This is a genomic window from Thermus caldilimi, from assembly GCF_004684245.1.
Lineage (GTDB): Bacteria > Deinococcota > Deinococci > Deinococcales > Thermaceae > Thermus > Thermus caldilimi.
Map to the genome: position 1 here is coordinate 1,400,161 of NZ_CP038452.1, position 24,863 is coordinate 1,425,023.

At 64.2% G+C, this 24,863-nt stretch carries 26 protein-coding genes, 2 tRNA genes and 2 pseudogenes; 21 read left to right on the forward strand and 9 right to left on the reverse strand.

The features are described from left to right. Positions 1–2 precede the first annotated feature (2 nt). Positions 3–572: a LutC/YkgG family protein gene (locus tag EBI04_RS07175; RefSeq protein WP_135256889.1), complete on the forward strand. Its 570-nt coding sequence runs from the start codon at positions 3–5 to the stop codon at positions 570–572. Here EBI04_RS07175 and lepB read toward each other — a convergent pair. Both lepB and EBI04_RS07185 read right to left on the reverse strand, forming a co-directional pair. Further along, entirely contained in the window at positions 557–1,363 is an 807-nt protein-coding gene (gene lepB, locus EBI04_RS07180; RefSeq protein ID WP_135256890.1) for a signal peptidase I, read from the reverse strand. The two genes, EBI04_RS07175 and lepB, sit on opposite strands and share 16 nt — an antisense overlap. Further along, positions 1,360–2,115, reverse strand: coding sequence for a patatin-like phospholipase family protein (locus EBI04_RS07185; protein WP_135256891.1), 756 nt, complete (start codon positions 2,113–2,115; stop codon positions 1,360–1,362). Before EBI04_RS07185 ends, lepB begins: the two co-directional genes overlap by 4 nt. 49 nt (positions 2,116–2,164) lie before the next feature. Here EBI04_RS07185 and EBI04_RS07190 point away from each other — a divergent pair, with 49 nt between their 5' ends. Together EBI04_RS07190 and EBI04_RS07195 are read left to right on the forward strand one after the other, a co-directional pair. Beyond that, the gene (locus tag EBI04_RS07190) at positions 2,165–2,941 is read left to right on the forward strand and encodes a serine/threonine-protein kinase (RefSeq protein ID WP_135256892.1); all 777 of its coding nucleotides are present in this window, start codon (positions 2,165–2,167) and stop codon (positions 2,939–2,941) included. 1 nt (position 2,942) lies between these two features. After that, complete coding sequence (locus tag EBI04_RS07195) at positions 2,943–4,007, forward strand: hypothetical protein (RefSeq protein ID WP_135256893.1); 1,065 nt, start codon at positions 2,943–2,945, stop codon at positions 4,005–4,007. Between the two features lie 25 nt (positions 4,008–4,032). Here the strand turns inward: EBI04_RS07195 and EBI04_RS07200 are convergent, their stop codons facing one another. Continuing rightward, positions 4,033–5,139, reverse strand: a complete 1,107-nt coding sequence (locus EBI04_RS07200; protein WP_135256894.1) for an N-acetylmuramoyl-L-alanine amidase — start codon at positions 5,137–5,139, stop codon at positions 4,033–4,035. A gap of 48 nt (positions 5,140–5,187) precedes the next feature. Here EBI04_RS07200 and EBI04_RS07205 point away from each other — a divergent pair, with 48 nt between their 5' ends. Together EBI04_RS07205 and EBI04_RS07210 are read left to right on the forward strand one after the other, a co-directional pair. Continuing rightward, entirely contained in the window at positions 5,188–5,616 is a 429-nt protein-coding gene (locus EBI04_RS07205) for an OsmC family protein (protein ID WP_135256895.1), read from the forward strand. A 5-nt stretch (positions 5,617–5,621) separates the two neighbouring features. Further along, positions 5,622–6,380 carry a type III pantothenate kinase gene (locus EBI04_RS07210; RefSeq protein ID WP_135256896.1) on the forward strand — a complete coding sequence of 253 codons (759 nt, stop codon included), beginning with the start codon at positions 5,622–5,624 and terminating at the stop codon, positions 6,378–6,380. On the opposite strand, the gene EBI04_RS07215 is transcribed toward EBI04_RS07210, so the two are convergent. Then, positions 6,343–6,708, reverse strand: a complete 366-nt coding sequence (locus EBI04_RS07215; protein WP_135256897.1) for an SRA domain-containing endonuclease — start codon at positions 6,706–6,708, stop codon at positions 6,343–6,345. The two genes, EBI04_RS07210 and EBI04_RS07215, sit on opposite strands and share 38 nt — an antisense overlap. A 65-nt stretch (positions 6,709–6,773) precedes the next feature. Here EBI04_RS07215 and EBI04_RS07220 point away from each other — a divergent pair. The 13 genes and pseudogenes from EBI04_RS07220 to EBI04_RS07280 all read left to right on the forward strand — a co-directional run bounded on the left by EBI04_RS07220 (position 6,774) and on the right by EBI04_RS07280 (position 19,284). Then, positions 6,774–6,850, forward strand: a tRNA-Asp gene (locus EBI04_RS07220). A gap of 1 nt (position 6,851) precedes the next feature. Continuing rightward, a tRNA-Phe gene (locus EBI04_RS07225) sits at positions 6,852–6,927 on the forward strand. Positions 6,928–7,599: 672 nt separating this feature from the next. Then, on the forward strand, positions 7,600–9,021 hold the full coding sequence (locus EBI04_RS07230) for an HD-GYP domain-containing protein (RefSeq protein ID WP_135256898.1): 1,422 nt from the start codon (positions 7,600–7,602) through the stop codon (positions 9,019–9,021). Between the two features lie 29 nt (positions 9,022–9,050). Further along, positions 9,051–9,560 (forward strand): DUF5317 domain-containing protein, encoded by a 510-nt coding sequence (locus EBI04_RS07235; RefSeq protein ID WP_240695260.1) that lies wholly within the window; start codon positions 9,051–9,053, stop codon positions 9,558–9,560. A 72-nt stretch (positions 9,561–9,632) separates the two neighbouring features. Next, the gene (locus EBI04_RS07240) at positions 9,633–10,637 is read left to right on the forward strand and encodes a homoisocitrate dehydrogenase (RefSeq protein WP_135256899.1); all 1,005 of its coding nucleotides are present in this window, start codon (positions 9,633–9,635) and stop codon (positions 10,635–10,637) included. A 187-nt stretch (positions 10,638–10,824) separates the two neighbouring features. After that, positions 10,825–11,957, forward strand: a pseudogene (pilM, locus tag EBI04_RS07245) (type IV pilus assembly protein PilM). Next, on the forward strand, positions 11,950–12,573 hold the full coding sequence (locus EBI04_RS07250) for a flagellar protein FliT (RefSeq protein WP_135256900.1): 624 nt from the start codon (positions 11,950–11,952) through the stop codon (positions 12,571–12,573). The pseudogene pilM and the gene EBI04_RS07250 overlap by 8 nt, the downstream one beginning before the upstream one ends. Beyond that, positions 12,563–13,186 carry a type IV pilus inner membrane component PilO gene (locus tag EBI04_RS07255; RefSeq protein WP_135256901.1) on the forward strand — a complete coding sequence of 208 codons (624 nt, stop codon included), beginning with the start codon at positions 12,563–12,565 and terminating at the stop codon, positions 13,184–13,186. Before EBI04_RS07250 ends, EBI04_RS07255 begins: the two co-directional genes overlap by 11 nt. Next, the gene (locus EBI04_RS07260; RefSeq protein ID WP_135256902.1) at positions 13,183–14,151 is read left to right on the forward strand and encodes a competence protein; all 969 of its coding nucleotides are present in this window, start codon (positions 13,183–13,185) and stop codon (positions 14,149–14,151) included. The genes EBI04_RS07255 and EBI04_RS07260 overlap by 4 nt, the downstream gene beginning before the upstream one ends. An 11-nt stretch (positions 14,152–14,162) precedes the next feature. Continuing rightward, complete coding sequence (locus EBI04_RS07265; RefSeq protein WP_135256903.1) at positions 14,163–16,433, forward strand: secretin GspD/PilQ domain-containing protein; 2,271 nt, start codon at positions 14,163–14,165, stop codon at positions 16,431–16,433. A gap of 102 nt (positions 16,434–16,535) precedes the next feature. Next, positions 16,536–17,687, forward strand: a complete 1,152-nt coding sequence (gene aroC, locus EBI04_RS07270; protein ID WP_135256904.1) for a chorismate synthase — start codon at positions 16,536–16,538, stop codon at positions 17,685–17,687. A 15-nt stretch (positions 17,688–17,702) separates the two neighbouring features. Next, positions 17,703–18,257: a shikimate kinase gene (locus tag EBI04_RS07275; RefSeq protein WP_135256905.1), complete on the forward strand. Its 555-nt coding sequence runs from the start codon at positions 17,703–17,705 to the stop codon at positions 18,255–18,257. Further along, positions 18,235–19,284 (forward strand): 3-dehydroquinate synthase, encoded by a 1,050-nt coding sequence (locus tag EBI04_RS07280; protein WP_135256906.1) that lies wholly within the window; start codon positions 18,235–18,237, stop codon positions 19,282–19,284. The genes EBI04_RS07275 and EBI04_RS07280 overlap by 23 nt, the downstream gene beginning before the upstream one ends. Positions 19,285–19,330: 46 nt before the next feature. On the opposite strand, the pseudogene rsmF reads toward EBI04_RS07280, so the two are convergent. Continuing rightward, positions 19,331–20,691: pseudogene (gene rsmF, locus EBI04_RS07285) on the reverse strand (16S rRNA (cytosine(1407)-C(5))-methyltransferase RsmF). Positions 20,692–20,748: 57 nt separating this feature from the next. Between rsmF and EBI04_RS13815 the strand changes: the two are divergent. Then, positions 20,749–20,874 (forward strand): hypothetical protein, encoded by a 126-nt coding sequence (locus EBI04_RS13815; protein ID WP_276605478.1) that lies wholly within the window; start codon positions 20,749–20,751, stop codon positions 20,872–20,874. After that, positions 20,871–21,248 carry a holo-ACP synthase gene (gene acpS, locus EBI04_RS07290; RefSeq protein WP_135256907.1) on the forward strand — a complete coding sequence of 126 codons (378 nt, stop codon included), beginning with the start codon at positions 20,871–20,873 and terminating at the stop codon, positions 21,246–21,248. The genes EBI04_RS13815 and acpS overlap by 4 nt, the downstream gene beginning before the upstream one ends. On the opposite strand, the gene EBI04_RS07295 is transcribed toward acpS, so the two are convergent. Beyond that, entirely contained in the window at positions 21,226–21,591 is a 366-nt protein-coding gene (locus EBI04_RS07295; protein WP_135256908.1) for a DUF4870 domain-containing protein, read from the reverse strand. The genes acpS and EBI04_RS07295 overlap by 23 nt on opposite strands. 43 nt (positions 21,592–21,634) lie before the next feature. Continuing rightward, positions 21,635–22,198 carry a 1-acyl-sn-glycerol-3-phosphate acyltransferase gene (locus EBI04_RS07300; protein ID WP_135256909.1) on the reverse strand — a complete coding sequence of 188 codons (564 nt, stop codon included), beginning with the start codon at positions 22,196–22,198 and terminating at the stop codon, positions 21,635–21,637. Between the two features lie 80 nt (positions 22,199–22,278). On the opposite strand from EBI04_RS07300, the gene der reads away from it, so the two are divergent. Then, the gene (der, locus tag EBI04_RS07305; protein ID WP_135256910.1) at positions 22,279–23,577 is read left to right on the forward strand and encodes a ribosome biogenesis GTPase Der; all 1,299 of its coding nucleotides are present in this window, start codon (positions 22,279–22,281) and stop codon (positions 23,575–23,577) included. Here the strand turns inward: der and EBI04_RS13510 are convergent. Together EBI04_RS13510 and EBI04_RS07320 are read right to left on the reverse strand one after the other, a co-directional pair. Further along, positions 23,574–24,119 carry a hypothetical protein gene (locus EBI04_RS13510; RefSeq protein WP_240695261.1) on the reverse strand — a complete coding sequence of 182 codons (546 nt, stop codon included), beginning with the start codon at positions 24,117–24,119 and terminating at the stop codon, positions 23,574–23,576. The genes der and EBI04_RS13510 overlap by 4 nt on opposite strands. After that, entirely contained in the window at positions 24,082–24,843 is a 762-nt protein-coding gene (locus EBI04_RS07320) for an SIR2 family NAD-dependent protein deacylase (protein WP_135256911.1), read from the reverse strand. The genes EBI04_RS13510 and EBI04_RS07320 overlap by 38 nt, the downstream gene beginning before the upstream one ends. Positions 24,844–24,863: the final 20 nt, after the last annotated feature.

The window sequence follows — 24,863 nt, forward strand, 5'->3', positions numbered from 1 at the left end:
CCATGGACGCCAAATCCCGCATCCTAAGCCGCATACGGCATGCCCTCAAGGACAGGCCCAAGGCCCTTCTCCCCGAACACCCCCACCCCGCCTTTTCCCAAGATACCATGGAGCTTTTCCTAAAACGCCTGGCGGAAAACGGGGCCGAAGGCCACCTCGTGGATAAGGAAGGGGCCAGGAAGCTCCTTGCCGACCTGGCCCAGGGGCTTCCTGGGGCCGCTTACGGCAAAGGAGTGCCCGACGCCCTCCGCCTCCTGCCGGAGCTCCCTCCCGAAGAGGCCCCCCTAGGGGTTTCCCGAGCCCTCTTCGCCGTGGCGGAAACGGGGACGGTGGCCCTCTCCTCGGAGGACGGGAGGAGGACCCAGCTCTTACCCCCCGTTCACCTGGTCCTGGTGGAGGAAAAAAGGGTCTACCCCAGTCTCCTCGAGGCCTTCTTAGACCTGAAATCCCTTCCCAGCGCCATAGGCCTTCACTCGGGCCCCTCCAAAAGCGCCGACATCGGCCAGGTGATGGTCAAAGGGGTACACGGCCCCGGCCGGTTGGTGGTGGCTGTGCTTCAGGGCACCTGGTAGGCGGGGGGTGGGGAAAGCCTCCTCAGGTTCAGGCGAATCCCCCCTTCGTCCCGTACGAAGATGGGCCACCACACGAAGCTGGCCCTGCCGGCGATGGCTTCCTGGGGCACCGGGCCAAAGGTGCGGGAGTCCTCAGAACCCCCCAGGGTACGGTTATCCCCCATGACGAAGTAGTACCCCTTCTTGAGGCGGATTTTCCCCACCTCGCAGGCCTCGGTGAGGCGGCTTCGGGCCAGGACCTCCTGGGAAGGGGGCAGAAGCATCTCTTTTAGAGGCTTCAGGTAAGCGGGCAGAAGCTCCACGGGGAAATCCCCTTGCTGGGTGAGGATCCGGGTCATGCGCCCGTCCTTGTAGCAGACCCCGGGAAAGGAGTCCGGCCAGGGGGCGATGCGGTCGGTGATGTGCCTCTCGTCCAGGGGCTTGCCGTTGATGTACACCACCCCCCGCTCCACATAGACCTCGTCCCCAGGCACCGCCACGATGCGCTTGATGAAGAAGGCCCTGAAGCTAAATCCCAGGATGGGAAAGCGGGCGGTGGCGTTTGGGGTGCCCTCCGGAGGTTTCAGGATGGCGATCTCCCCCCTTCGCCACTCCATCAGACCAAAGCGCACCAACCAGGTTTCCCACTTGGGCACCAGGACCCGTTCCCCGTTTTGCAGGGTGGGAAACATGCTCTGCCCCACCACCCCCACGGTGGTGAAGACAAAGGTGGTGACCAAAAACGCCACCAGGAGGGCTTCTCCCACCTGGCGGAACCACTCCTTGAAAAGATAGTCCCAAAACGCCTTCATACTCCTCCTACTCTACCCGTTATCGCTTGCCTTGCCGCCTTGCGCCCTGCTTCCACAATCTCCTCCAGCCGGCGGAAGTCCTCTATGCCCACCCCAGCCAGATTGGGCCTCACGTACACCTCAGGGGCATACAGGGCGAGGCGGACCGAGGTCAGGTGGAGCTGCATGAGGTCCACCGCCCGCCGGGCCAGGGCCAGAAGGCCCCTGGGAGCCCCTGCCACCTCCCGCTCCGGCGTTACATCCACGGCCCAGACCTCCGTGGCCCCCAAAAGACGGGCGGCATCCACCGGCAGGTTGTCCAAGACCCCCCCATCAAAGAGGAGTTTTCCCTCCCGCTCCACCGGGGCAAGAAGCCCCGGGTAAGCGGCGGAAGCCAGGACGGCGCTGGGCAGATCCCCATGGGTAAGAAAGAGAAGCCTCCCGGAAACCACGTCCACGGCGGTGACCGCCAGGGGCTTTTTCAGCCCGTCAAAGCTTGGGGGAAGGTGCTCGGCCAGGAAGTCCCGAAGCTTGCGCCGGGAAAAGATCCCCTCCCGGGGGGAGAAACCCAAAAGGCCAAGCCAAGGAGTACGCCGGGCTAAGGCCAGCATCTCCTCCGGGGTTTTGCCCGCGGCGAAAAGCGCTCCCACGATGGCCCCCATGCTGGTCCCCGCCACCACCTGGAAATCCAGCCCTGCCTCCAGGAAGACCTCGAGGGCCCCAATGTGGGCCAGCCCCCTGGCCCCCCCACCGGAAAGCGCCAAGCCACGCACGCCAAGAATCCTAACGGCTTCTGGGTGAAAGAGGTGAGGGCTTTATATAGTGGAGGCGGTGAGCCTGGCGGGGAAGGTTCTTCTGAACCGATACCGGGTGGTGCGCCCCTTGGGCCAGGGCGCCTTGGCCACCGTCTACCTGGCCTTCGACCGCTTCGGCACCCCTTACGCCCTCAAGGTCTTCCCCATGGGGTCCGAGGCCAGGCGGAACCGGGAGTTCTGGGTGGGTAGGCAGCTTTCCCACCCCAACCTGAACCCGGTTCTGGAGAGCCTGGACCTCGAGGAAGGCCCCGCCCTCCTCCTGGCCTACGCCCCTGGGGAGGAGATGGGGCGCTGGATCCTGCGCCGCCCCGAGCGCCCTAGGGCCCTCTACGTCTTCCGCCAGCTCCTCCTGGCCCTGGCCCACATGCACGGCAAGGGCCTGGTGCACCGGGACGTGAAGCCGGAGAACATCATCGTGGCAGGGACGGACGAGGCCAAGCTGGTGGACTTTGACCTCTCGGGGCCGGCCCTGGAGGCCTTCAAGAAACCCTTAAGAGTGGGTACCCTTCCCTACCTGGCCCCCGAACAGGTCCTGGGGCAAAGCCCGGGCCCCGAGGCGGATGTTTACGCCGCAGGCATCATCCTCTACTGGATCCTCTCCGGGGAACACCCCTTTGTGGGTGGGCCGGAGGAGGTCCTCCTCGGCCACCTCCAGGAACCCGTTCCCCCTGTCCCCGGCCTAGCCCCTCCGCAGCGGGCCTATCTGGAGCGCCTCCTGGCCAAATCCCCCAAGGAACGCTTCCCCTCGGCAAGGGAGGCCCTCGAGGGGTTTCCCTTCCCCTGAAATGGCTTCCTGCTGGATCCTCTCCACCCTTCTGGGCTCCGCCCTTTTCGCAGGGCTGGGGGAGATGGCGGTGGGGCGGTTCCTGGTGGAGGGGGGCCACCAAGCCCTGGTGGTGACCCAGGAGGGAGCCCACACCCTGGCGGAGAAGGACTCCGCCCTCTATGGGCTCGCCCGTACACCCGAGGGGTTCCTGGCTGTGGGCCACCTGGGAAAGAGCCTCCTCCGGGTGGGGCTGGACCCCAAGGGGAAGCCCCTTTGGGCCGAGGCGGGGGGCCAGGGTATCCTCTGGGGCACGGACGGCCGATTCGCCTGGGGAGGGTATATGGGCCCTGGGGGCTGGGAGGCTTTGGTGCTAGACCTGCTTGGGGAAAGGGCCTTCCGCCTTCCCCTGCCCGGCCAGGGGTACGCCTATGGGGGCCTGTACCGGCAGGGCGTTCTTTTCCTGGTGGGCCGGGTGGAGGGGGCGGGAGGGTTTGACGGCTTCCTTCTGGGCCTTCCGGTGACCGGCCCCGGGCAGCCTTGGGCCTACGGGTACCGTAGCGGCTGGCCGGAAAACGACTACCTCCGCTTCCTAGGAGGAAGGGGGGCGGTGGGCCGGCTGGAGGTAAAGGGGGATTCCGAGGGCCTCCTTTTGGACTGGCTGGGCCTTAGCCAGGGAAAGGCCCGGCTTCTTCGCCGCCCCGGTTTTGACTACTTCAGGGCCTGGCGCGGGGCCTTCCTGGTGGGGGAAGCGGAGGTGGACGGGATTTTGGAGGGCCTTTGGATCGGCCCACAAGGAGCCCGGTACGCAGGCGGTCCCATGGCCTCCCTGCGCGCCCTGGATCCCCCTTTTGCCTACGGGTACTCCTACCGTTCCCTTTTCCAGGGAGAGGGTTTGGTCCTGAACCTGGAGGAACAGGTGGGTAGACCCCTGGCTTACCGCCTCGAGGTGCTACGGCTTCCCTGGTTGCCCTTCAGGGCTAGGCCCCGCGCCCTCTTCCTAACCTGGAAACCTGTGGCCTGGAACCCCGAACCCACCTTAAGGCTCAAAACCTGCCCTCCTGGCCCCGATTCCAAGCCGGACTGAGCGTTCCCTTCCCCCTCCTTAGCCCTCAGCGGGCATAGGCCCCGTTGGCCAAAAAGGTGAGGATGCCCGAAAGAAGCCCCTGGGCTACCTTTTCCCGGTAAGCGGGGTCGGCCAGCCGCCTTCCCTCCACCGGGTGGTCCCCGAAGCCGATCTCCACCAAGACCGCGGGCACCTTGGCGTAGCGGAGCACGAAGAAATCGCCGGGGAAACTCCCACGGAAGGGGCTTCCCGTGGCCTGGGAAAGCTTCCTCCCCAGGGTCTCCGCCAGGCGCTGGCTATAGCGCTGGTTGGCCTGGGCCACGATGTCAAAGAGGATCCTCTCCGCCACAGTACGGGCCTCCTGGGTAAGGCGTTGCCCCAGCTCCCCCCCGCCGTTTTCCCGGATCACCTGGGCCAGAACCCCTGAGCTCTGGGCCTGGCCGAAGTAGAAGACCTCGAGGCCCTGGGCAGTGCGGGTGGGGGTAGCGTTCACGTGAATGGAGATAAAAAGGTTCACCTGAGAGCTATCGGCCAAGGCCGCCCTTCGGGAGAGATCCTCCCGCTTATCGGGGGAGAGGTGCATGTCCCGGTCCCGGGTAAGGCGCACCTCTATCCCCTCCTTCTCCAGAAGGCGCTTAAGGCGCAGGGCCACGTCCAGGACCACCTCCTTTTCCACCACGTACCCCACCATCCCCGGGTCCACCCCCCCGTGGCCGGGGTCCAGGAGAACCACGGGCTTGGGAGGCTTGGGCGGACGGCTGCGGGGTGGGTCCACGTTTGCCTGGGCCGGCTTGGCCGGGGTGGAGGCCTCCTTTTTCAAGCTCAGGTCCACCACCAACCGCTCCGGGTCGGAATAGCGGCGCACCGTGGCCTCCACTGCCCCCTTCAAGCGCACCAAAACCCGTACCTGCCCCTCCTCGGGCACCGTCTGCACCGAGGCCACCTCGGAAGAGTTCACCACCTGATCCAAGGGAGCTGCCTTTACCCCCTTCAGGATCAGGACCAGCAGGCCATTCTCCTGGGAAAGCGTGTGCTGTACCTCTTTAGAGGGCAGATCAAAGACCAAGCGGGTGAAGCCCTCGTGCACCCCTATGCGGGGAAAAGCTAAAGCCAGGCTCCATAGCCAGACGCCAACCAAAAGAAATACCCGCATCTACGCCCATTCTAGCGGGAAAGGTTAAAGCCTGATAAAATCCGGCTCATGACGAAGAAGGTCGTGATCCACCATCTGGTAGGCCACCGCTTCCTGGGAATGAACGAGCAAGGGGACAAGGTGATGATCGACGGGGATCAGCCCGCCACCGGCCCCCGCCCCATGGAACTTCTCCTCATGGCCTTAGGGGCCTGCACCGCCTACGACGTGGTGGACATCATGAAGAAGAAAAAGCAGCCCCTGGCCCGCTACCGGGTGGAGGTGGAGGGAGTGCGGGCGGAGACCCATCCCAAGCGTTACACCCACATCACCGTCACCCACATCGCCTCAGGGCCCAACGTGACCCTGGAGGCCCTCGAGCGCGCCGCCCACCTCTCCCACACCAAGTACTGCTCCGCCTCCGCCAATCTCAACGCCGAAATCACCGTCAAGGTGGTGCTGGAGCCCTGGGAAGAAGGCCAAGAAAGCCAAGGCTAAGCGCCATGCTCCTGGCCATAGACATCGGCAACACCTCCACGGTCTTGGGGGTTTTTTCCGGAGACGACCTCATCGCCCATTTCCGCATCCACACCGATCGGATGCGCATGGAAAGCGAGTACCGGGTGATGCTACGCAACCTCTTCGCCCTCGAGGACCTTCCCCCTCCCAAAGCCGCCCTCCTCTCCAGCGTGGTGCCCCCCGTGGAAAGGGAGGTGAAGGAGGCCATAGAGAAGCTCTTCGGCATCCAAGCCCAGGTGGTGGATGCCGGGGCCACAGGGCTCGAGGTGTGCATAGACAACCCTAAGGAAGCCGGTACCGACCGCCTGGTGAACGCGGTGGGGGCCTTGGGCTACGAAAGCCCCACGGGCCGCTACATCGTGGTGGACTTCGGCACCGCCACCACCTTTGACCTGGTGGAGGCCCCGGGCCGCTACCTGGGCGGGGCCATCACCATCGGCCCCCAGACCGCCGCCGACGCCCTGGCCGCCAGAACCGCCAAGCTCCCCCGCATAGACCTGGTCCCCCCCGCCCAGGTGGTGGGCAAAAACACCCTGGACGCCCTGCGCTCGGGCCTGGTCCTGGGGTACGCCGCCTTGGTGGAGGGCATGGTGCGCCGCTTTAAAGAGGAAGCCGGGGAAGCCCTGGTGATCGCCACCGGGGGCTTTGCGGAAACCCTTAAAGACCTTTGCCCCTCCTTTGACGTGGTGGACGAGGACCTAACCCTTAAAGGGCTTCTCCGCATTCATCTGGGACAAGGGTGAACCAGTACACCCACCGTCCTTCCTCAGGTAAAAGGGCGTACCGGTGCCCCTCCACCCGGTAGCACCCCAGGTCCCGCCAGAGGCCGGACCGCTCCCGGAGGAAAACCCTTAAGGGGGTTCCCGCCTGTTGGGCCAAAAGAAGCCGGAGGTTTCCCCTAAGGGGCTCCTGGTTTCCCCGCTTGCCCTCCCCCTGGTAGAGGATGCGGCCATCGGGCAAGAAAACATTCCGGTACCCCGACTCCCCCCGGTCCACCAAGAGGCTTTGCCGCCCAATCCCCTTCCGGGTCCGGTGGTAGGCGAAAACCTCGCTCCAGCTTAAGCTTGACACCGCCCTTTCCCCCGGCTATCATCCTAAGTGCCCGGTCGGACGCCCCCGACCCGGCAACAACCCAAGGCCCCGTGGTGTAGTTGGTTAACACACCCGCCTGTCACGTGGGAGATCGCGGGTTCGAGTCCCGTCGGGGCCGCCAGGCCGAGGTAGCTCAGTTGGTAGAGCATGCGACTGAAAATCGCAGTGTCGGCGGTTCGATTCCGCCCCTCGGCACCAGTGGGAAAGCGGAACTGCCCTCACATGGAGGGCGGTTTTTCTTTTCCTTAATCTAGGATCGCCATTTTTGCTACACTACCCCTGAAGGGGGTGGGAACCTGAAGCAAACCTCTCCTCTGGGATTCCGGGTGGGTATTCAGGATAGAGATTTTCGGCGCTGAAGGCATTCATTCTTAAGGTATTGCCGGTGAATTTACGGGGTAAATTCAAAAGGCTGTATTGGGCAAGCCGCGCCGGGCATCCCTGCCCCGCGGCTCCCTTTATTTTCTGACGGGCATTCCCCCAAACCCGGAAGGTTCCCCCTCTCCAACAGGGTACTACCCAGCTGGCCAGGGATGTGCTAAGCTGGGTAGTATAAATCTGACTCACTCCCAAAAATTGTTAGGGTAATGGCGATTTTCACCGTTCTGATACCTATTCTTTCCCTCTTGACAGTATTGACAGACCCCCCTAAAGTGAAAGACAAGCAAACGGGGCCGAACCCCCGGAGGCGGAAGAAAAGGAGGGATGAAGATGAAGAAGCTGATCGCTAAGGTTCTGGCGCTTCTCGGCTCTCTGGTGGCTTTGGGACTGGCGGCTGGGGCGAGCACGCACTGGCAGTAAAACGGCCATAAAAGGGCCGTTTTTTCTTTTGCCCCCGGGAAGAGGGCCTTGTGCTATCCTTAGGCCAGGATGCTCCAAAAGCTCCGCAACTTGGAACTCCCTCCCCCCCGGGTCCTCGCCTTCATCCTGGCCGTCTTCGCCGCCTTTTGGCTCCTGGAAGGCTACCTCTTCCTACGCCAGGGGTTTCAGTTTCCCCCAGAGAACCTAAGCGGGTTGGACCTCCTCTTCTGGGCGGCCCTGATCTTCTGGAGCGTGCGGGTGGAGATCCGCCTTCCCTTGAACGCCAGCATGAGCCACCTCTTTCTCTTTGCCTTGGCCTTGGTGATCCTCGCTCCCCCCTGGCTTGCCCCCCTATGGGTCTTCCTCTTTCAATACAGCGGCAATACCTGGTACAAACAGCTCTTCAACCGCTCCCAGGACGCCCTGGCCACCCTGGCCGCCGCCTGGGTCTGGCAGTTTTTCCAGAGCAACCCCCTTTACCTAGGCAGCCTCAACCTCAGCGCCGGGGTGGGCATCGGCCTGGCCGCGGTGGTCTTTTTCGCCATCAACACCGGCTTGGTCACCCTCATCATCCACCTGGCCAGCGGGACCCCCTTGCGGAAGATCTGGAAAAAGAACTATGGCTGGCTTGCCACCAGCTACTTCCTCCTCTCCCCCATCGCCCTCCTCCTGGCCCGGGCCTACGAGACCCCCCTCATGGCCAACTGGGGGGGTTGGACGGTCCTCCTCTTCCTCATTCCCCTCTACTACAGCCGCTACTACTGGGACGAGAAGGTGCGCCTCGAGCAGGCCTTCGACGCCACCTTAGAGGTCCTCATGCACGCCCTCGAGGCCAAGGAACCGGAAACCCGCATGCACTCCGAGCGGGTGGCGGACATCGCCGCCGACCTGGCCCGGGCCTACTACGGGGACGAGGCCAGGGCCATGGAGATCTACCGGGCGGCTCGCCTGCACGACATCGGCAAGATCGGCATCCCGGAAGCCCTCCTCCTCAAGCCCGACAAGCTCACGCCAAGGGAGTACCGGATCGTCCAGAGCCACACCACCCTGGGCGCCCAACTCCTGAAACCCGCGGAGAAGGTGGCCTTCGGCCCCCTGGTCTACAACGTGATCCTCCACCACCACGAGCGCTGGGACGGCCGCGGTTACCCCAAGGAGCTTGCCGGGCACGAGATCCCCGAAGAGGCCCGTATCGTGGGCCTGGCCGACGCCTACGAGGCCATGACCGCAGGCCGCCCCTACCGCAAGGCCAAATCCTCCGAGGAGGCCTTGCGGGAAATCCAGGACCTTTCCGGCATCCAGTTTGATCCCAAGCTGGTCAAGCTCTTCACGGAGCTTTGGCACACCAACCCCCTGTGGCGCGACCGGGAAGCCTACCTACAGGCAAAGGAGGGATCGGTATCACGCTTTACCTTGCCGCAGCTCTATTTGGAATCGGACTCGCCCTCGCCCTCGGAGCCAGGGCAAAGGACCTCGGAGGAATCGAGCTAAGGGCCTCCTGGGCCTTTCTCCTGGCCGCCTTGGCGGAAGGGGGTCTGGCCTACGGCACCTACCGGGGCCTCTTCCAGCCCGAGTGGGCCGGGCCTCTGGCCAAGCTCCTGGTGCTGGCCCTGGTGGGCTATGGGCTTTACCGGAACCAGCACCTGAAAAGCCTCTACCTGGTGCTTTTCGGCCTTCTTCTGAACACCCTGGTCATCTTTGCCAACGGGGGCCACATGCCGGTGAGCCTGGGTACCTTGAAAAAGGCAGGCATTGAGGGCTGGGAGGAGCTTTTAAAAACCAGGGGCGATGCGGTGCATAGCCTTTTGGACGAGTCCACCCGCCTCCCCTTCCTGGGGGATGTCATCCCCCTTCCCCCCTTGCGCAAGGCGGCGAGCCCGGGAGACCTCTTCATCCTGGCGGGAATCGCCGGGGTGGTGGTGGAAGGAGCCTTGAGGGCAGGAGGAAGGCGGCTCCCCAGGCGCCAGGCAGGCCTCAGGGTGCTGGCCTTCCTCCTGCTGGTCTTTCTTCTCCTTGCCCTTCGCACCTGAGCCCGGCACCCCCTCGGCCCGGTGTAGTGTATATTCCCAAGGAGGGGGCTTACCCCTAAGTCCGGAGGCAATATGGCGTATCGCATCTGCTTGATTGAAGGGGACGGCATCGGCCACGAGGTGATCCCTGCGGCCAGGAAGGTCCTGGAGGCTACCGGGCTTCCCCTGGAGTTCGTGGAGGCCGAAGCGGGCTGGGAAACCTTCGAGCGAAGAGGGGTTTCCGTGCCCGAGGAAACCGTGGAAAAAATCCTTTCCTGCCAGGCTACCCTCTTCGGGGCGGCCACCAGCCCCACAAGGAAGGTGCCGGGCTTCTTCGGGGCCATCCGCTACCTCAGGCGCAGGCTGGACCTCTACGCCAACGTGCGCCCTGCCAAAAGCCGCCCCATTCCAGGAAGCCGGAGCGGGGTGGACCTCATCATCGTGCGGGAGAACACCGAGGGGCTTTACGTGGAGCAGGAGCGGCGCTACCTGGATGTGGCCATAGCGGACGCGGTGATCTCCAAAAAGGCCAGCGAGCGCATCGGCCGCGTGGCCTTGAAGATTGCGGAAAGCCGTCCCCGCAAAACCCTGCACATCGCCCACAAGGCCAACGTACTTCCGGTGACCCAGGGGCTTTTCCTGGATACGGTGCGGGAGGTGGCCAGGGACTACCCCCTGGTGAACGTGCAGGACATCATCGTGGACAACTGCGCCATGCAGCTTGTCATGCGCCCCGAGCGCTTTGACGTGATCGTCACCACCAACCTCCTGGGGGACATCCTCTCCGACCTCGCCGCTGGCTTGGTGGGGGGCTTGGGCCTGGCGCCTTCCGCCAACATCGGGGACACCACGGCGGTCTTTGAGCCCGTGCACGGTTCCGCCCCCGATATCGCCGGCCAGGGGATCGCCAACCCCACCGCCACCATCCTCTCTGCGGCCATGATGCTGGAGTACCTGGGGGAGAAGGAAGCCGCCAAGAAGGTGGAGAAGGCCGTGGACCTGGTATTGGAAAGGGGCCCCCGCACCCCGGACCTGGGGGGAACCGCCACCACGGAAAGCTTCGCCAAGGCGGTGGTGGATATGCTCAAGGCCCTCTGAGGCTTCCGCCTGTGTGCCCCTCGAGGGAAGGGCCTCGAGGGGGTCGTCTTTCTTAAGGTCCTCGGGTATAACCCAAGGCGAAAAGGCCGGAAGCTCCCCTTCCCCACTACGGGCAAGAGCGTGTATACTGCAGGCAGGTTCGCTTATGGCTTATGGCGGCTACCCCGCTTTGTGTTAAGGAGGCAACGTGCTTTCAGGTTTTAGCAAGCTATTCAAACCCCGCGTGGAGGCGCTGGGCCTGGAGATCGGCGCCGCCAATCTAAAGCTGGTGGAGCTCTCCGGAAATCCTCCCGCCCTCAGGACCCTGGCCACCCGGCCCACTCCCCCGGGAATGCTGGTGGAAGGGGTGATCGCCGAGCCCCAGGCCCTGGCTCAGGAACTCAAGGAACTTCTCACCGAAGCCCGGACCAAAAAGCGCTACGTGGTCACCGCCGTGCCCAACCCCAGCGTGATCCTGCGCACCCTTCAGGTGCCCAAGATGCCCCTCAAGGAGATGGAGGAGGCGGTTCGCTGGGAAGCGGAGCGCTACATCCCCTTCCCCGTTGACGAGGTGGTCCTGGACTTCGCCCCCTTAGATCCCCTGGCCGAGGTAGCTGAGGGGGAACAGGTGGAGGTGATGGTGGGGGCAGCCCGGCAGGAAGCGGTGGCCTCTTTGCTGGAAGCCCTGCGGGGAGCAGGCCTGACCCCCATCATTTTGGATGTCAAACCCTTTGCCGGGCTTTATCCCCTGGAAGCCCAGCTCAGTAGCGACCCGGAGGGGATTTCCGTGGCGGTGGAGATCGGGGCGGAAAGCACCAGTCTGGTCCTCCTTAAGGGAAACCGCCCCTTGGCGGTGCGGATCCTCACCCTCTCCGGCAAAGACTTCACCGAGGCCATCGGCAAGAGCTTCGGCCTGGATTTCCTCACGGCCGAGGAGGTGAAGCGCACGTATGGCCTCGCCACCATCCCCACCGAGGACGAGGAGCTCCTTCTGGACTTTGACGCCGAAAGGGAACGCTACAGCCCCGCCAAAATCTACGACGCCATCCGCCCCGTTCTGGTGGAACTCACCCAGGAGATCCGCCGGAGCCTGGAGTTTTTCCGGGTGCAACTGGGGACATACAGCCGGAGGTAGGGTACCTCTATGGCGGGGGAAGCCGGCTTAGAGGCCTGTCCACCCTGCTTACCGATACCCTGGGGGTCGACTTCACCGTCCCCGACCCCTGGCAGGGCATCCAGGTGGATCCCAGACGCTTCGACCTGGAAAAGATAAAGGAGATGGAACCGGAGTTCCTGGTGCCCGTGGGCCTGGCCTTACGGGGGGTGATGCCCCTTGATTAGGCTTAACCTTCTCCCCAAAAACCTGCGCCGCCGTATTGAACCGGGTTGGTGGCGTCTGGCAGCGGGGGCCTTTGCCCTGCTGACCCTTTCCCTTTTGGGCTTTCTCCACTACACCGCCTACACCGAACTTACCCTGGCCAAGCAGGAAAGGGATGCCCTGAAAGCGGAGGTGGAGGCCTTAAAACCCTTCATCGCCGAACAAAACCGCCTCCAGCAGGAGAGGAAGGCCCTCGAGGCCCTCCTCGCCATCCGGGAAGGCCTTAAGAAGAACTTTGTCCCCTGGTCCGAGTACCTGGCGGCCTTTATCCGGCAAATCCCTCAGCAAGGCGGACGCCTCCCCGTGGCCCTGCGCTCCGTGGGTACCCGGGCCATTCCCGAGGACGAGGCCAACCGGATGGCTCAAGCCGGGACCTATGACGGCAAAAAGGTCCAGGTGGAGTTCACCGTGCAGGGGGAAGCCCTGAACCAAAACGCCCTGGTGGGCTTCGTGCGGGCTTTTGAAACCTCGCCCCGATTCGGCATAGAGTTCCAGGGGGCTTCCCTGGACCAGAACCGGGGGCTTTACACCTTTAGCGCCCGGGTGGGCCTGGTGGGAGGTGGGGAAAGTGCTCGCTAGATTGGGACAGCGGGAGTGGGCCCTGATCGCCATCGCCCTCACCTTGGTGGTGGCCCTCCTCTGGTACTTTCTCCTCATCGTCCCCATGCGTCAGGAAACGGAAAGCGTGCGCCAGGAGATAGGCGCCCTTATCCCCGAGCGGGATAAAGGAAGGCAAGCCCAGCGCGCCCTTCCAGAACTCCGGGCCACCATCGCTGAGCTGCAAGCCGAGCGCCAAGCCTTTCTGAGGGCGCTTCCCAAGGAGGAACGGCTTTCCCAGGTTCTGAACGAGATCCTGACCGAAGCCCTAAGGAGCGGGGTCACGGTGCGCTCCTTCACCCGCTCCCCCACCTCGGCTCCGGTACCGGAGGTACGAGCGGTGAACCTGGCCCTTTCCCTCGAGGCGCCCTTCCCCGAAACCTATGCCTACCTGAAGCGCCTGGAAGGACTTTCCCGTTTCAGCTCCCTTTCCGGGCTCAACCTCAGCGTCCAGGGCCAGGACTTGAATCCCCTTCTTTCCACCAGCTTGACCCTTACCCTCTACATGCTGGCCAAGGACCTCGGCCAACCCCAGGAAAACCCCCAGGCACAGGGGGCTCCATCCCCGCAAACCGGTCAAGGAGGTGGTCGGTGAAAGGTCTTCTAGCGCGCCTGGCCACGGCTTGGCGCAACCTACCCCAGTCCACCAAGCTCCTCCTGGCGGGCCTTCTCCTGGTGAGCGCCGTGGCGATTTGGTATGTGGGTTTCTACCTCCCGGCCCAGGTGCCCATGGAGGTGCAACCCACCCCCGGCCAACCTCAGGTGCCCAGCCAGGGAGCGGAAGCCCCCAAGGCCATAGAAGCTCCACCCATCCCACCCCTCGCCGAAACCCCTCCACCGGGTCAAATGGCGAAGCTTAGCCCCGAGGCTTCTCCTTCCCAGGCCGCCCCTAAGGCAGGCGAGCCCATCTTGACCCCAGCCTTGCCCATCCCCAAAACCCAACAAGAGGCCCCCCTTCCAAACCCCTTTGTGCCCCTGGTGGTGGAAGCCCCACCTTCTCCCCCCGTGCCCTCCCCTGCCCCGGCACCTAGGCCCACTCCCGTACCCCCAGGGGCCCCAGTCCGGGTAACCCAGGGAACACCCCTGCCCACCCCCAGCGTTCAAGCTCCACCCCGGCCTCTCCCGGGAAGCCAGGGAGCCCTGCCCGCTCCCAAGGTGCTTACCCCCGCTTTCCAGGTGGAAACCCCCAAAGCCCAGGTGGAAACCCCACCTCTCCTCACCCCACCCGCTGGCCTCGTGGAGGCTCCTTTACCCAGGGCACCCCAAACCCCAGAGGGGGGAAAGACCGAGCCTGCGCCTTCCCCCACCGCTTCCCCCAAAACCCCCTTGCAAGCCCTGGTGGAGGAGAAAGGCATCAAGCTGGCGGGTACGCTTTTGGGCCCGGTGAGCGTGGCTATCTTGGAAACCAAGGAAGGGTACCTGGTACTGCCCGTGGGCAGCCTTCTTCCAGGTAGCGAAGCAGTCCTCCGCCGCATAGAAAGCGACCGGGTGGTGCTGGCCTTGAAGGATGAAAGCTTGGAGATTGCTTTAGAAAAGATGCAAGCAGGAGGTGGTCAGTGAGAAAGGCACTTATGAAACTTATGATCCCCGGCCTTTTGATCCTGGGCATGGGGGCTCTGGCGGGAAGCCTTCCCCAGGAACCCCGCTTTGACGCCAAGGTGGACCTGAAGGTATCCGAAAGCCAGGTGCGGGCCGGGTTTACCCTGCCCCTGGACGTGGTCCTGGAAGCCCTGGCCCGGAGCGTGGGCCTTCAGCCCCTTATCTACCGGGCCTACGATGCCTCCGGCGACCCAGCCAAGGCCCAGCCCCCTTTACCCAACATCAAGCTGGACTTCCAGGGCAAACCCTTCCGGGAGGTCTGGGACCTCCTCTTCGCCACTTACGGCACCCAGTTCAACCTGGACTACCTCCTCCTGCCTCCCGACGTGGTGGTGGTGGCCCCCACCCAGGTGATCACCGCCTTGGTAGACGCTCCAAGCCGCACCGGGGCCATGGAGCGGAAGCCCTACCTGGTGGCCATCCCCGAGATCGCCTACCGGCGCACGGAAACCGACGCCCAGGGCCAAGCCCGCACCGTGGTGAACATAGACGGGGCCAAGGGCTGGGTGCAAAACGATCTCCTGCCCTTCCTTTCCCGGGAAGCCAGCGGGCTTAGCGTGAACTGGATTGTCGTAGAGGAAGGGGGCAAACTCAGGGCCCTACTCTCTGTCCTGGCCACCCCAGAACAGCACGTTCGCTTCTCGGACATCCTTCAGCGGGCTGGGATTGACTTCCGCCCCCTACCCGCCCTCACCTTACCCAAACCAAAGGTGGAGCGGAGCTATATCCTCACCCACACCACCTTCCCCGAGGTGCTTTCCTTTCTGCAAACCCAGGTTCCGAACGCCCAGGTGGCCGTGGTTCCCACCGACCCCAAACGGGCCCTCATCACCGCCACCGAGGAGGACCACGCCCGCATCGCCGAACTCCTAAAGGTGGCCGATGTGCCCAAGCCCACCCCCGTGGTGCGCCGGGTCTACACCTTGCAAAACCTCACCTTCCAGGAAGCCCAGGAAAGGCTTAAACCCGTCCTGGAAAGGGAGTTGAAAGGGGCCCGCCTGGAAGGTGTCCCGGGTAACCCCAAAGCCCTTCTTCTGGAGGCTACCGAAGCCGACCAGGCCTTCTTCGCCGAGGTCCTCAAGGCTGCCGATGTGCCTCCCCAGGTGGCCCCGCCCACCCAGGAGGCCATGGTGCGCAGGCTCTACCCCTTGCGCTTCGCCGATGCTGAAAAGGTAGCTCCCTTCCTGGCCCGGGAGGTGCCGGGAATTGTGGTGCAGACGGTGCCCGGGCAACCCGTCCTCTCCGTGCGGGGAACGGAGAAACAGCTTTCGGAAGTAGAGAACCTCCTGGCCCAGATCGACCGGGCTCCCGAGCAGGGGCCACCTGTCTTCCAGCGCTCCTACCAGCTCTCCAACGCCAAAGCCGCCGACCTGGCCAAGGTGCTCCAGGAGGCCTTGCAAGCCCGGCAGGCCCAGGCTCCCCAGGGCCAGGTCCAGCCCCAAGCCCCCGTCCGCCAGGCCACGGTGGTGGCGGACGAGCGCACCAACACCCTGATCGTCACCGGTACCCAGGAGGACTTGAGCCTGGTGGAGGGCCTCATCCCCAGGCTGGACCAGGCGGTGCCCCAGGTGAACCTGAGGGTGCGGATCCAGGAGGTGCAGTCCAACTTCACCCGCAACCTGGGCCTCAAGTGGAACACCATCGCCGGGGGGAACGTGGCGGCCAGCGTCCTGGATTCGGGGCTTTCCCTCATCTTCGACAGCACCCGTAGCCTTGCCGCCCTGAACATCCTGGCCACCCTCGAGGCCCTCCAGCGCCAGGGCCTTTCCCGAGCCCTTAGGGATGTGAACCAAACCGTGCTCAACAACCAGACTGCCCGCCTCCAGTCCGGGGAAACCTTCCTCATCCGGCGCATCAACCCCTCCACCGGGGCGGTGGAGCGGGTGCCCTTCGACATCGGCCTCATCGTGGAGGTGACCCCCCAGATCACCGCCGACGGGCAGATCCTCCTCAACATCAAGGCGGAGGTTTCCGGCAACGTCCAGCGCAACCCCGTGGACGGGGACGTGGACCGCTTCACCAAGCAGGTGGTGACCACCACCCTGAGGGTGCGGGACGGCCAGACCGTGGTCCTGGGGGGCCTCACCTCCCAGGAAAACAACCAGGTGCAACAGGGAGTCCCCCTCCTCATGGACATCCCCTTGATCGGGGAACTCTTCAAACAACGCACCCAGGAAACTACCGACCGGGAGCTTCTGGTGGTCATCACCGCCGACATCTTGAAGGAAACCGCAAGCCGCTAAGCTCCTTTGCCCCTTCCAGCCAGGGGAGGCAAGCCTGCAAGCTGGGCTTTGCTGATCCCCTGGCTTGGGTCTATCCCAGGCCCCTTGCCCTACAATAGGCCCATGAGGTTCCTGACCGCAGGCGAGTCCCATGGCCCCGAGCTTCTCGCCATCATTGAGGGCCTGCCCGCCGGTATCCCCCTCACCGAAGAGGACATCAACCCCTGGCTGGAACGGCGTCAGAAGGGCTATGGCCGGGGAAGGCGCATGGTCATCGAGACCGACCGGGTGGAGTTCCGCGCTGGCGTCAGAGCGGGGCGTACCACGGGAGCCCCGGTGGCCCTGGCCATCCGGAACGCCGACCACCGGAACTGGGTGGAGATCATGGACCCTGCCCCGGGGAACGAACCCCGTAAGAAGGCCCTCACCGCCGCCCGCCCCGGCCACGCCGACCTTTCGGGGGGCATCAAGTACGGCCACAAGGACCTAAGGGACGTGCTGGAACGGGCCAGCGCCCGGGAGACCGCCATGCGGGTGGCGGTGGGAGCGGTGGCCTTGAAGTTCTTGAGCCTTCTTGGAGTTGAGGGAACAGGGTACGTGCCGGGTATGGCGGGGGTGTGGGCCCAGGTTCCCTTCTCCTGGGACCTGGTACCCCGCATAGAGGAAAGCCCCTTGCGCATGACCGATCCTGAGGCCGAGGCCGAGGTTATCCGCCGCATAGACCGGTCCAAGGCGGAAGGGGACACCCTAGGCGGGGTGATCGAGGCCCGCTTCCGCGGCCTGGTGCCGGGCCTGGGAAGCCACGTGCACTGGGACCGCAAGCTGGATGGCCGTCTGGCCCAGATGGCCCTTTCCATTCCCGCGGTGAAGGGGATGGAAATCGGCCCCGCCTTTGAAAACGCCATGAAGCGGGGCTCGGAGGTTCACGACCCCATCTACTGGGGCCCGGAGAAGGGGTTCTACCGCACCACCAACCGGGCGGGAGGCCTCGAGGGGGGCATGACCACCGGGGAGGAACTCATCCTCCGGGCTGCCTTGAAGCCCATCGCCACCCTGATGAAACCCCTCCCCACCGTGGACGTGGTCACCCACGAGCCCAAAGATGCCGCCAGGGAGCGCTCCGACGTCACCGCTGTGCCCGCCGCCAGCGTGATCCTCTGCGCCCTTTCCGCCATCGTCCTGGCCCAGGCCTACCTGGAGAAGTTCGGGGGGGACACCCTCGAGGAGCTCCAGGAGCGGGTGGAGCGCTACCGGGCCCGGGTCCAAAGCTATTAGGCGTAGGATGGCTCCATGACCCGCTTGGAGATTCCCCGCCCCGCCACCTTCATCAGCCTCACCGGCTTCATGGGGGTGGGGAAAAGCCGCATCGGTCGGGAGCTGGCCCGCGCTCTTATGCTCCACTTCATCGACCTAGACCGCTATATAGAAAGGCGCACAGGGTTATCCATCCCCGATATCTTCCGCCACCTGGGGGAAGAAGCCTTCCGGCAGATGGAGCGGGAGGCGGTGCAGGAGCTTCTCGGCAAGGAGTACCTGGTTCTATCCTTGGGCGGGGGCACCTTCATGGACCCGGAAAACCGCAAGAAGCTTCTGGCCAGGGGCCCGGTGGTGGCCCTCTGGGCCAGCCCGGAAACCATCCTGGAACGAGCCATCCGCAAGCCCGGGGAAAGGCCCCTTTTGCAGGTGGAAAATCCCCTGGAGAGGATAAGGACCCTTCTCGAGGCCCGCACCCCCATCTACCGGGAGGCCCACGTGCACGTTTCCACCGACAACCGGAAGGTGGAGGAGGTGGTGGAGGAGATCGTGGAGAAGCTTTGGAGCTATGCGAAGGCTAACCGTCCGTAATCCTGTTTCCTACCCCATATTGATCGGAGAAGGCGTGCTCGAGGAGGTCCGAACCCCCGAAGGTCCTTCGGCCCTTCTTTACGACCAGCGGGTGGAAGGTTTCGCCCTGAAGCTGGCAGAGCACCTTGGGGTTCAACACCAGCTGGGTCTGCAAGGGGGCGAGGGAGCCAAGACCCTGGCCGCTTACGGCCGGGTCCTCTCCTTCCTGGCGGAGAAGGGCCTACCCCGGAACACCACCTTGCTGGTGATGGGGGGAGGGACCCTCACCGACCTGGGGGGGTTTGTGGCCGCCACCTACCTCCGGGGAATCCCCTACCTCTCCTTCCCCACCACCACCTTAAGCGTGGTGGACGCCAGCGTGGGGGGCAAGACCGGCATCAACCTCCCGGAGGGGAAAAACCTGGTGGGAGCCTTCCACTTTCCCCAAGGGGTGTACGCGGAGCTAAAGGCCCTCAGAACCCTCCCTCCCTTCACCTTCAAAGAGGGCCTGGTGGAAGCCTTCAAGCACGGGATCATCTCCGGGGAGGAGGGGCTTTTAGAGGTGGAGGGCCTCACGCCGGAAAGCCCCCGCCTCGAGGCCTATCTGACCCAGGCGGTGGCGGTGAAGGTGAGGATCACCGAGCAGGATCCTACGGAAAAGGGGGAAAGGAGGCTATTAAACCTGGGCCACACCCTGGGGCACGCCCTGGAGGCCTACACCCACCACGCCCTGCCCCACGGGGCAGCGGTGGCCTACGGTCTCCTCTACGCCACCCTCCTGGGCAAACTCTTGAGGGGGGAGGACCTCACCCCCCTGATCCTCCGCCTCCTAAAGTGGCTTTCTCCCCCTTCCCTCCCCCGGGTTTCCTGGGAGGACCTCCTCCCCTACCTCCTCCGGGACAAAAAGAAAGTTTCCGAAAGCCTCCACTGGGTGGTGCCCCTGGGCCTGGGGATCCTCACGGTAAAGCCCCTTCCGGAAGCAACCCTAAGGGAGGCCTTCGGCCGTTGGCGGGAGGTCCTCGAGGGGCTTGCCCTTTTTAAAGGTTGAGGCTCCTTACCGGACATCCATACTGGGCGCTTCCACCCCATAAGGCCTAAAGCCCCACCCCCACCGAGCGGAGCACCCCCGCCTTGGCCTTGCCGAAGGCTAAGGGAAACCTCCCCACCTCCGTTTTGAGGACCACCAGGGCCAAGGGGATGTCCTCTCCTTCCCAGGCCACTCCCTCGCCGGTGGTTAGGGCTAAGGACCGAGGGTCTTCCGGAACCAAGGCCACCTCGGGAAGGTGAGGCCAGGGAAGAGTAGCCCCGAAGGCCAGGGCCTTGGCGGGGCGGAAACGGCCCTTCTGCACCCGGCCCAGGTAAAGCCCCGGGGCGGGAGCCTTGAGGCCAGCCAAGGAAGGGAGTTCCTCCGGGACCAGGTAAAGGTTCCCTGAGCGCTCCCAGATGGGCCCTTCCAGATCCAGGCCCGTATCCTCCAGAAATCTCCCAAGGGCCCTCCGGGCTTCCTGGCTCAAGGGAGGGATGCGCTCTTTGGGCGGTGTGCCCCAAGCCCCTCCCTCCTTGCGGAAGCGAGCCAGGAAGTGCCCCTCCCCTCGAGGCGGTGAGGCCAGAGGCGGGCGGTCTTGGAAAGCTCAGGGTTTCCGTCCCCCCACTCCGGCACCCCGGGAGCAAACAGGGGATGGTAGCGGGCATCCTCCAGGTGGAACCCCGGATGCTCCCTTAGGAAGTGAGCCACCACCCCCTCGTTCTCCTCCGGGGCGAAGGTACAGGTGGAGTAGACCAAAACCCCTCCCGGCCCCACAAGCCTGGCCGCCTGGGAGAGAAGCCCCTTTTGCACCTCGGAAGCCCGCCTGGGGGCCCCAGGACCCCAGTGGCGGATGGCCTCGGGATCCTTGCGGAACATTCCCTCCCCGGAGCAGGGAGCGTCCAGAAGAACCCGGTGAAAGTAGGGGCCAAAGGCCTCCGCAAGAGATCGGGGCGGGGCCTGCACCACGGCGAGCCTGCCCCCCCAGCGCTCCACGTTTTCCAAAAGGCCCCGGATCCTCTTGCCGTCCACCTCGTTGGCCAAAAGAAGACCCCTCCCCCTCATGCGGGCCAGGAGGTGGGTGGTCTTTCCCCCGGGGGCCGCCGCCAGGTCCAAAACCCGCTCTCCAGGTTGAGGGTCCAATAGCACCCCTACCGCCTGGGCGCTTGGCTCCTGAATGTAGTAAAGCCCGGCGTAGAAGAAGGGGTGGGGCCCCGGCCGGGCCTCCTTTGGGTAGTAGAACCCTTCCGGGCACCACGGGATGGGCCTCAAGGGCCAGGGAGCGATCCTGGCAAAGTCTTCCGGCGTTATCTTCAGGGTGTTCACCCTAAGGCCATAGCTCCTTTCCCCTTCCGTAAGGGATCTGAGGAAAAGGGAAAACTCCTCCCCCAAAAGCTCCGCCATGCGGGAGAGGAAGGCCTTGGGCAACACCCGAGTACCCTAACACGAAAAAACCTCTAGCTCAAGAAGGCGGGCTAAAATGGCCCTATGGATCCTGCGGCGGAAAAGCTTACCCCCAGGGCTTACCTGGCCCTCAAGGGGAAGAAGCGCCTGGGATACCGGGAAGGACCGCTCCCGGCCATGGCGGGGAAAAGCCCAGAACCTCACCCATGATTCAAGCCATCGGTACCGACTTGGTAGACATCCGCCGGGTGCGAAGGCTCCTCCAAAAGCACGGGGAAAAGGCCCTCAAAAGGCTTTTCACCGAGGAGGAGTTAACCTACGCCCTCCGCCACCAGGACCCTGCCCCAAGCCTCGCCGCCCGGATCGCCGCCAAGGAAGCCTTCCAGAAATGCTGGCCCGAAAACCTTTCCTGGAAGGAAGTCTGGGTGGGGATGGAGGGGAGGAAGCCGGTCTTGCGCTTTGCCCCAAAGGTAAGGGCCCGCCTCGAGGCGGAAAACCTTTTCGCCCACCTCTCCCTAAGTCACGAGAAAAACCACGCCCTGGCGGTGGTGATCCTGGAAGCTAGGGAACCAGGCGCAGGATAAGGACATAGGCATAGGTCCCTCCCCTGCCGGCTGCCAGGGCTCCCTGGATCATGTTCCAAAGGACCAGGACCACCAAGGCAAACGCCAGGGGAACCGCCACCACCAACCCCACCACGGTCATCGCCAGAAGAAGGAGGGCCAAGCCGTAGAGGGTATAGCTGATCTGGCCGTTTAAGGACTCCTTGGCGTGGACCTGGACGAAAGCGCTTTTCGGACCCCAAAGCAGGATGACCACGGGCAGAAGGATCTGACCTATAAGGATGAAGTACCCCACTAGGGGAGCCAGGTGGGCCACCGCCGCCCAGGTCCGGTCCGCATCCGTCAAAGGGGTGGGTTGTTCCATAAAGCAAGTTTATCAAGAAGATAGGCCAGGGGCTGGCTTCTGCCTAGGCCACCTCCTCGCGGATGCGGATGGGACCTTGCCTCTCGGGCCTCAGACCCACCTTATCCTGGTAAAAGGCCCGGATGACCTCAAAATCCTGCTTGATGTTTCCGGTAGGCCAGAGGTAACCCCCGATCCCCACCTCCTTTTTGCGGAAGTCCACGTAGCCGAGGGCAATGGGCACCCGAGCCTTCAGGGCCATGTAGTAAAAGCCGCTCCGCCAGTACGGTGCCTTCCCCCGAGTACCCTCCGGGGTGATGAGGATGGCCATCTCCTCCTCCCGCTGGAAAACCTCCGCCACGCTGTCCACCAGGTTGTTCCGGCGGGAGCGATCCACAGGGATACCCCCAAGCAATTTTAAGAGCCAGCCCAAGGGGGGCCGGAAAAGCTCTTTTTTCCCCAACCACCGCGCCCGAATGCCCAAGGCCCAAAGGGCCAGAATACCCACAAAAAAGTCCCAGTTTGTGGTGTGAGGAGCTCCGATGAGCACGTACTTCTTACTGGGGGAAGGGGGCATGTGGTACCGCCAGCCCAGCCCCCGAAGCACCAGGCCCGCGAACGTGCGCATAACCCCATCACTATACCCCCTGTGGTACACTAAAGGGAAGGCGGGGTGGGGCAAGCCCACCCCGCTTTGCTGGGGTGAAGATGCACAAGGTCGTGATCGTGGGCAGGCCCAACGTGGGCAAATCCAGCCTCTTCAACCGCCTCCTGGGGAAAAGGAGCGCGGTGGTGGCCGACGTGCCCGGGGTCACCCGCGACCTCAAGGAGGGCGTGGTGGAAACGGACCGGGGGCGCTTCCTCCTGGTGGACACCGGAGGGCTCTGGTCCGGAGATAGGTGGGAGCGGAAGATCCAGGAGAAGGTGGACCGGGCCTTGGAGGACGCCGAGGTGGTCCTCTTCGCCGTGGACGGCCGCTCGGAGCTCACCCAGGCGGACCATGAGGTGGCGGAGTACCTGCGGAAGAAGGGAAAGCCCGTGATCCTGGTGGCCACCAAGGTGGACGATCCCAAGCACGAGCACTACCTAGGCCCCCTCTACGCCCTGGGTTTCGGCGATCCCATCCCCACCTCCAGTGAGCATGCAAGAGGCCTCGAGGACCTCCTGGAGGCCATCTGGAAGAAGCTCCCCGTACGCCACATTGAGTCCGAGCCCGAGGTGGTGGCCATCAAGCTGGCTCTCGTGGGGCGGCCCAACGCCGGGAAGAGCAGCCTCCTGAACGCCATCCTGGGGGAGGAACGGGTCATCGTGTCGGAGGAGCCCGGCACCACCCGGGATGCCATCGACGTGCACTTCACCTTCCGCGGCCAACCCTTCGTCCTGGTGGACACCGCCGGCATCCGCAAGCGCCCGGAAACCCTGGTGGAGGAGCTGGCCATCAGGCGGAGCCTTAAAGCGATAGAGGAAGCCGACGTGGCTCTTCTGGTCGTAGACCCGTTCCAGGTGGGGGACCGGGAGCTCAAGCTGGCCAACCACGCCCTGGAAGCGGGCAAGCCCGTGCTCCTCGTGGTCACCAAATGGGACCTGGTGGGGAAGGAGGAAGCCCCCAAGGTGCGGCGGGCGCTTAAGGAAAAGCTCGCCCACCTGGAGCATCTTCCCCGGGTGCACACCTCGGCCTTCACCCGGCAGAACCTGGATAAGATCCTCAGCGAGGCGGTGCGCCTATTCGAGCTCAACCACACCCGCATCCCCACCGCCGAACTCAACCGCTGGCTTTCCGTGTGGACGGCGAAGGTGCAGCTTCCCAACTTCAAGGGCAAACCCTTGAAGATCTTCTACGCCACCCAGCCCGAAGTGGCCCCACCCACCTTCATCTTCTTCGTAAACCATCCGGAGTTCGTAACCCGGGCCTTTGAGAACTACCTGAAAAACCGCATCGGCGAGGACCTGAGCCTTAAGGAAGTGCCCTTCCGCCTGGTCTTCCGCGGGCGCAGGGAGGAGGGCTAAGGGCGGCCCCTGGGGCGCACCCCCAAACCAAGCCCGGCGTCCTCCAGAAACTCCTGGACGACACCCAAAAACCGCCTCCCGTCCAGAAGGAGCATGAGGAGAGCCCAGGCCACAGCTTCCCGAAAGGCCTCTGGAGCTAGCTTCTGGGCGTAGTAGAAAGGGGCGAAGGTAGCCGGTACTTGCAGGAGCATGGAAAGGCTTTTCTTGGGATAGCGAAGGAGGAGGACCAGACTTCCCACCGCCCAACTCCAGGCGAAACCTTCCGGCACCAGCCCCGCCCCGACCAGATAGGCCAAGCCTGCCCAGGCAAGCCCGGCGTCCAAGGGATAATCCCAGGCCGCCAGGAGCGAAGGCCGCCTCGAGGCGCGGGCCAGCCAGCCGTCCAGCACATCCAGGGTCCAGCCCAGAAGCAAAAGGCGCACCACCCCCGCCAAGGTCTCGGGTCCTTCCCCCACCCGGAGGAGAACCAGGGCCACCACTCCCCCCCGGGCCAGGGTGGCCAGATCAGCCAGAAGCCGAAGGATGCGTTCCGCTCTCCCCATATCCCAGCGCCTGCAAGCCCTCCACCGCCCCCATCCGCAAGGAGAGGTGGGCCAAGGGGGTAAGGGAGGTGGGTTCGGGATTGACCTCAATCAGGTAAGCCCCGCCTGTGAAGGCAATGCGCCCCAGGGAGGCCGCGGGTTCCACCTCAGCGCTGGTGCCCACCACCAGGGCCACATCCGCCTCGGCAAAGGCCTTTTCCGCCTTCTCCCAGGCTCCCTCAGGTAAGAATTCCCCAAACCAGACCACGTCAGGCCGGGCCCTATGCCCACAAAGGGGACAGAAGGGCGGAGGGGTGAAAGGGTCGGGGAGCAAGAAGCGATGCCTGCACGCCTCACAGCGGGCCCGCAGGATGTTTCCGTGGAGCTCCACCAGGTTCCGGCTTCCCGCCAGGGCGTGGAGGCCGTCCACGTTCTGGGTGACCAGGAGGAAGGCCCCTCCCCTGGCCAAGACCTCCTGCTCCAAGCGCGCCAGGGCCCGGTGGGCCGGGTTGGGCCGGGCCTCCCGCACCTTGGCGATGCGCCAGGCGTACCACCCCCAAACCCTTTGCGGGTTTCTGGCATAGGCCTCCGGGGTGGCGTAGTCCAGGGGGTTAAACTCCTTCCAAAGCCCCTCGGCATCGCGGAAGGTGGGAATCCCCGAGGGCTTGGAAATGCCCGCCCCCGTCAGGACCGCTACCCTCTGGGCGGCCCTTAGCCTTTCCCTCGCCTCCTCTAGGCGCTCCATACCGCCATGGTAACCCCGGG

What these genes read in the sequence shown, in the direction of transcription:
- EBI04_RS07275 (WP_135256905.1), top strand. Translation starts at nt 17,703, where the DNA reads ATGACCCGCTTGGAGATTCCCCGCCCCGCCACCTTCATCAGCCTCACC.
- EBI04_RS07195 (WP_135256893.1), top strand. Translation starts at nt 2,943, where the DNA reads ATGGCTTCCTGCTGGATCCTCTCCACCCTTCTGGGCTCCGCCCTTTTC.
- EBI04_RS07295 (WP_135256908.1), bottom strand. Translation starts at nt 21,591, where the DNA reads ATGGAACAACCCACCCCTTTGACGGATGCGGACCGGACCTGGGCGGCG.
- EBI04_RS07320 (WP_135256911.1), bottom strand. Translation starts at nt 24,843, where the DNA reads ATGGAGCGCCTAGAGGAGGCGAGGGAAAGGCTAAGGGCCGCCCAGAGG.
- EBI04_RS07210 (WP_135256896.1), top strand. Translation starts at nt 5,622, where the DNA reads ATGCTCCTGGCCATAGACATCGGCAACACCTCCACGGTCTTGGGGGTT.
- aroC (WP_135256904.1), top strand. Translation starts at nt 16,536, where the DNA reads ATGAGGTTCCTGACCGCAGGCGAGTCCCATGGCCCCGAGCTTCTCGCC.
- EBI04_RS07300 (WP_135256909.1), bottom strand. Translation starts at nt 22,198, where the DNA reads ATGCGCACGTTCGCGGGCCTGGTGCTTCGGGGGCTGGGCTGGCGGTAC.
- acpS (WP_135256907.1), top strand. Translation starts at nt 20,871, where the DNA reads ATGATTCAAGCCATCGGTACCGACTTGGTAGACATCCGCCGGGTGCGA.
- EBI04_RS13815 (WP_276605478.1), top strand. Translation starts at nt 20,749, where the DNA reads ATGGATCCTGCGGCGGAAAAGCTTACCCCCAGGGCTTACCTGGCCCTC.
- der (WP_135256910.1), top strand. Translation starts at nt 22,279, where the DNA reads ATGCACAAGGTCGTGATCGTGGGCAGGCCCAACGTGGGCAAATCCAGC.
- EBI04_RS07240 (WP_135256899.1), top strand. Translation starts at nt 9,633, where the DNA reads ATGGCGTATCGCATCTGCTTGATTGAAGGGGACGGCATCGGCCACGAG.
- EBI04_RS07175 (WP_135256889.1), top strand. Translation starts at nt 3, where the DNA reads ATGGACGCCAAATCCCGCATCCTAAGCCGCATACGGCATGCCCTCAAG.
- EBI04_RS07280 (WP_135256906.1), top strand. Translation starts at nt 18,235, where the DNA reads ATGCGAAGGCTAACCGTCCGTAATCCTGTTTCCTACCCCATATTGATC.
- EBI04_RS07200 (WP_135256894.1), bottom strand. Translation starts at nt 5,139, where the DNA reads ATGCGGGTATTTCTTTTGGTTGGCGTCTGGCTATGGAGCCTGGCTTTA.
- EBI04_RS07265 (WP_135256903.1), top strand. Translation starts at nt 14,163, where the DNA reads ATGAAACTTATGATCCCCGGCCTTTTGATCCTGGGCATGGGGGCTCTG.
- lepB (WP_135256890.1), bottom strand. Translation starts at nt 1,363, where the DNA reads ATGAAGGCGTTTTGGGACTATCTTTTCAAGGAGTGGTTCCGCCAGGTG.
- EBI04_RS07205 (WP_135256895.1), top strand. Translation starts at nt 5,188, where the DNA reads ATGACGAAGAAGGTCGTGATCCACCATCTGGTAGGCCACCGCTTCCTG.
- EBI04_RS13510 (WP_240695261.1), bottom strand. Translation starts at nt 24,119, where the DNA reads ATGGGGAGAGCGGAACGCATCCTTCGGCTTCTGGCTGATCTGGCCACC.
- EBI04_RS07230 (WP_135256898.1), top strand. Translation starts at nt 7,600, where the DNA reads ATGCTCCAAAAGCTCCGCAACTTGGAACTCCCTCCCCCCCGGGTCCTC.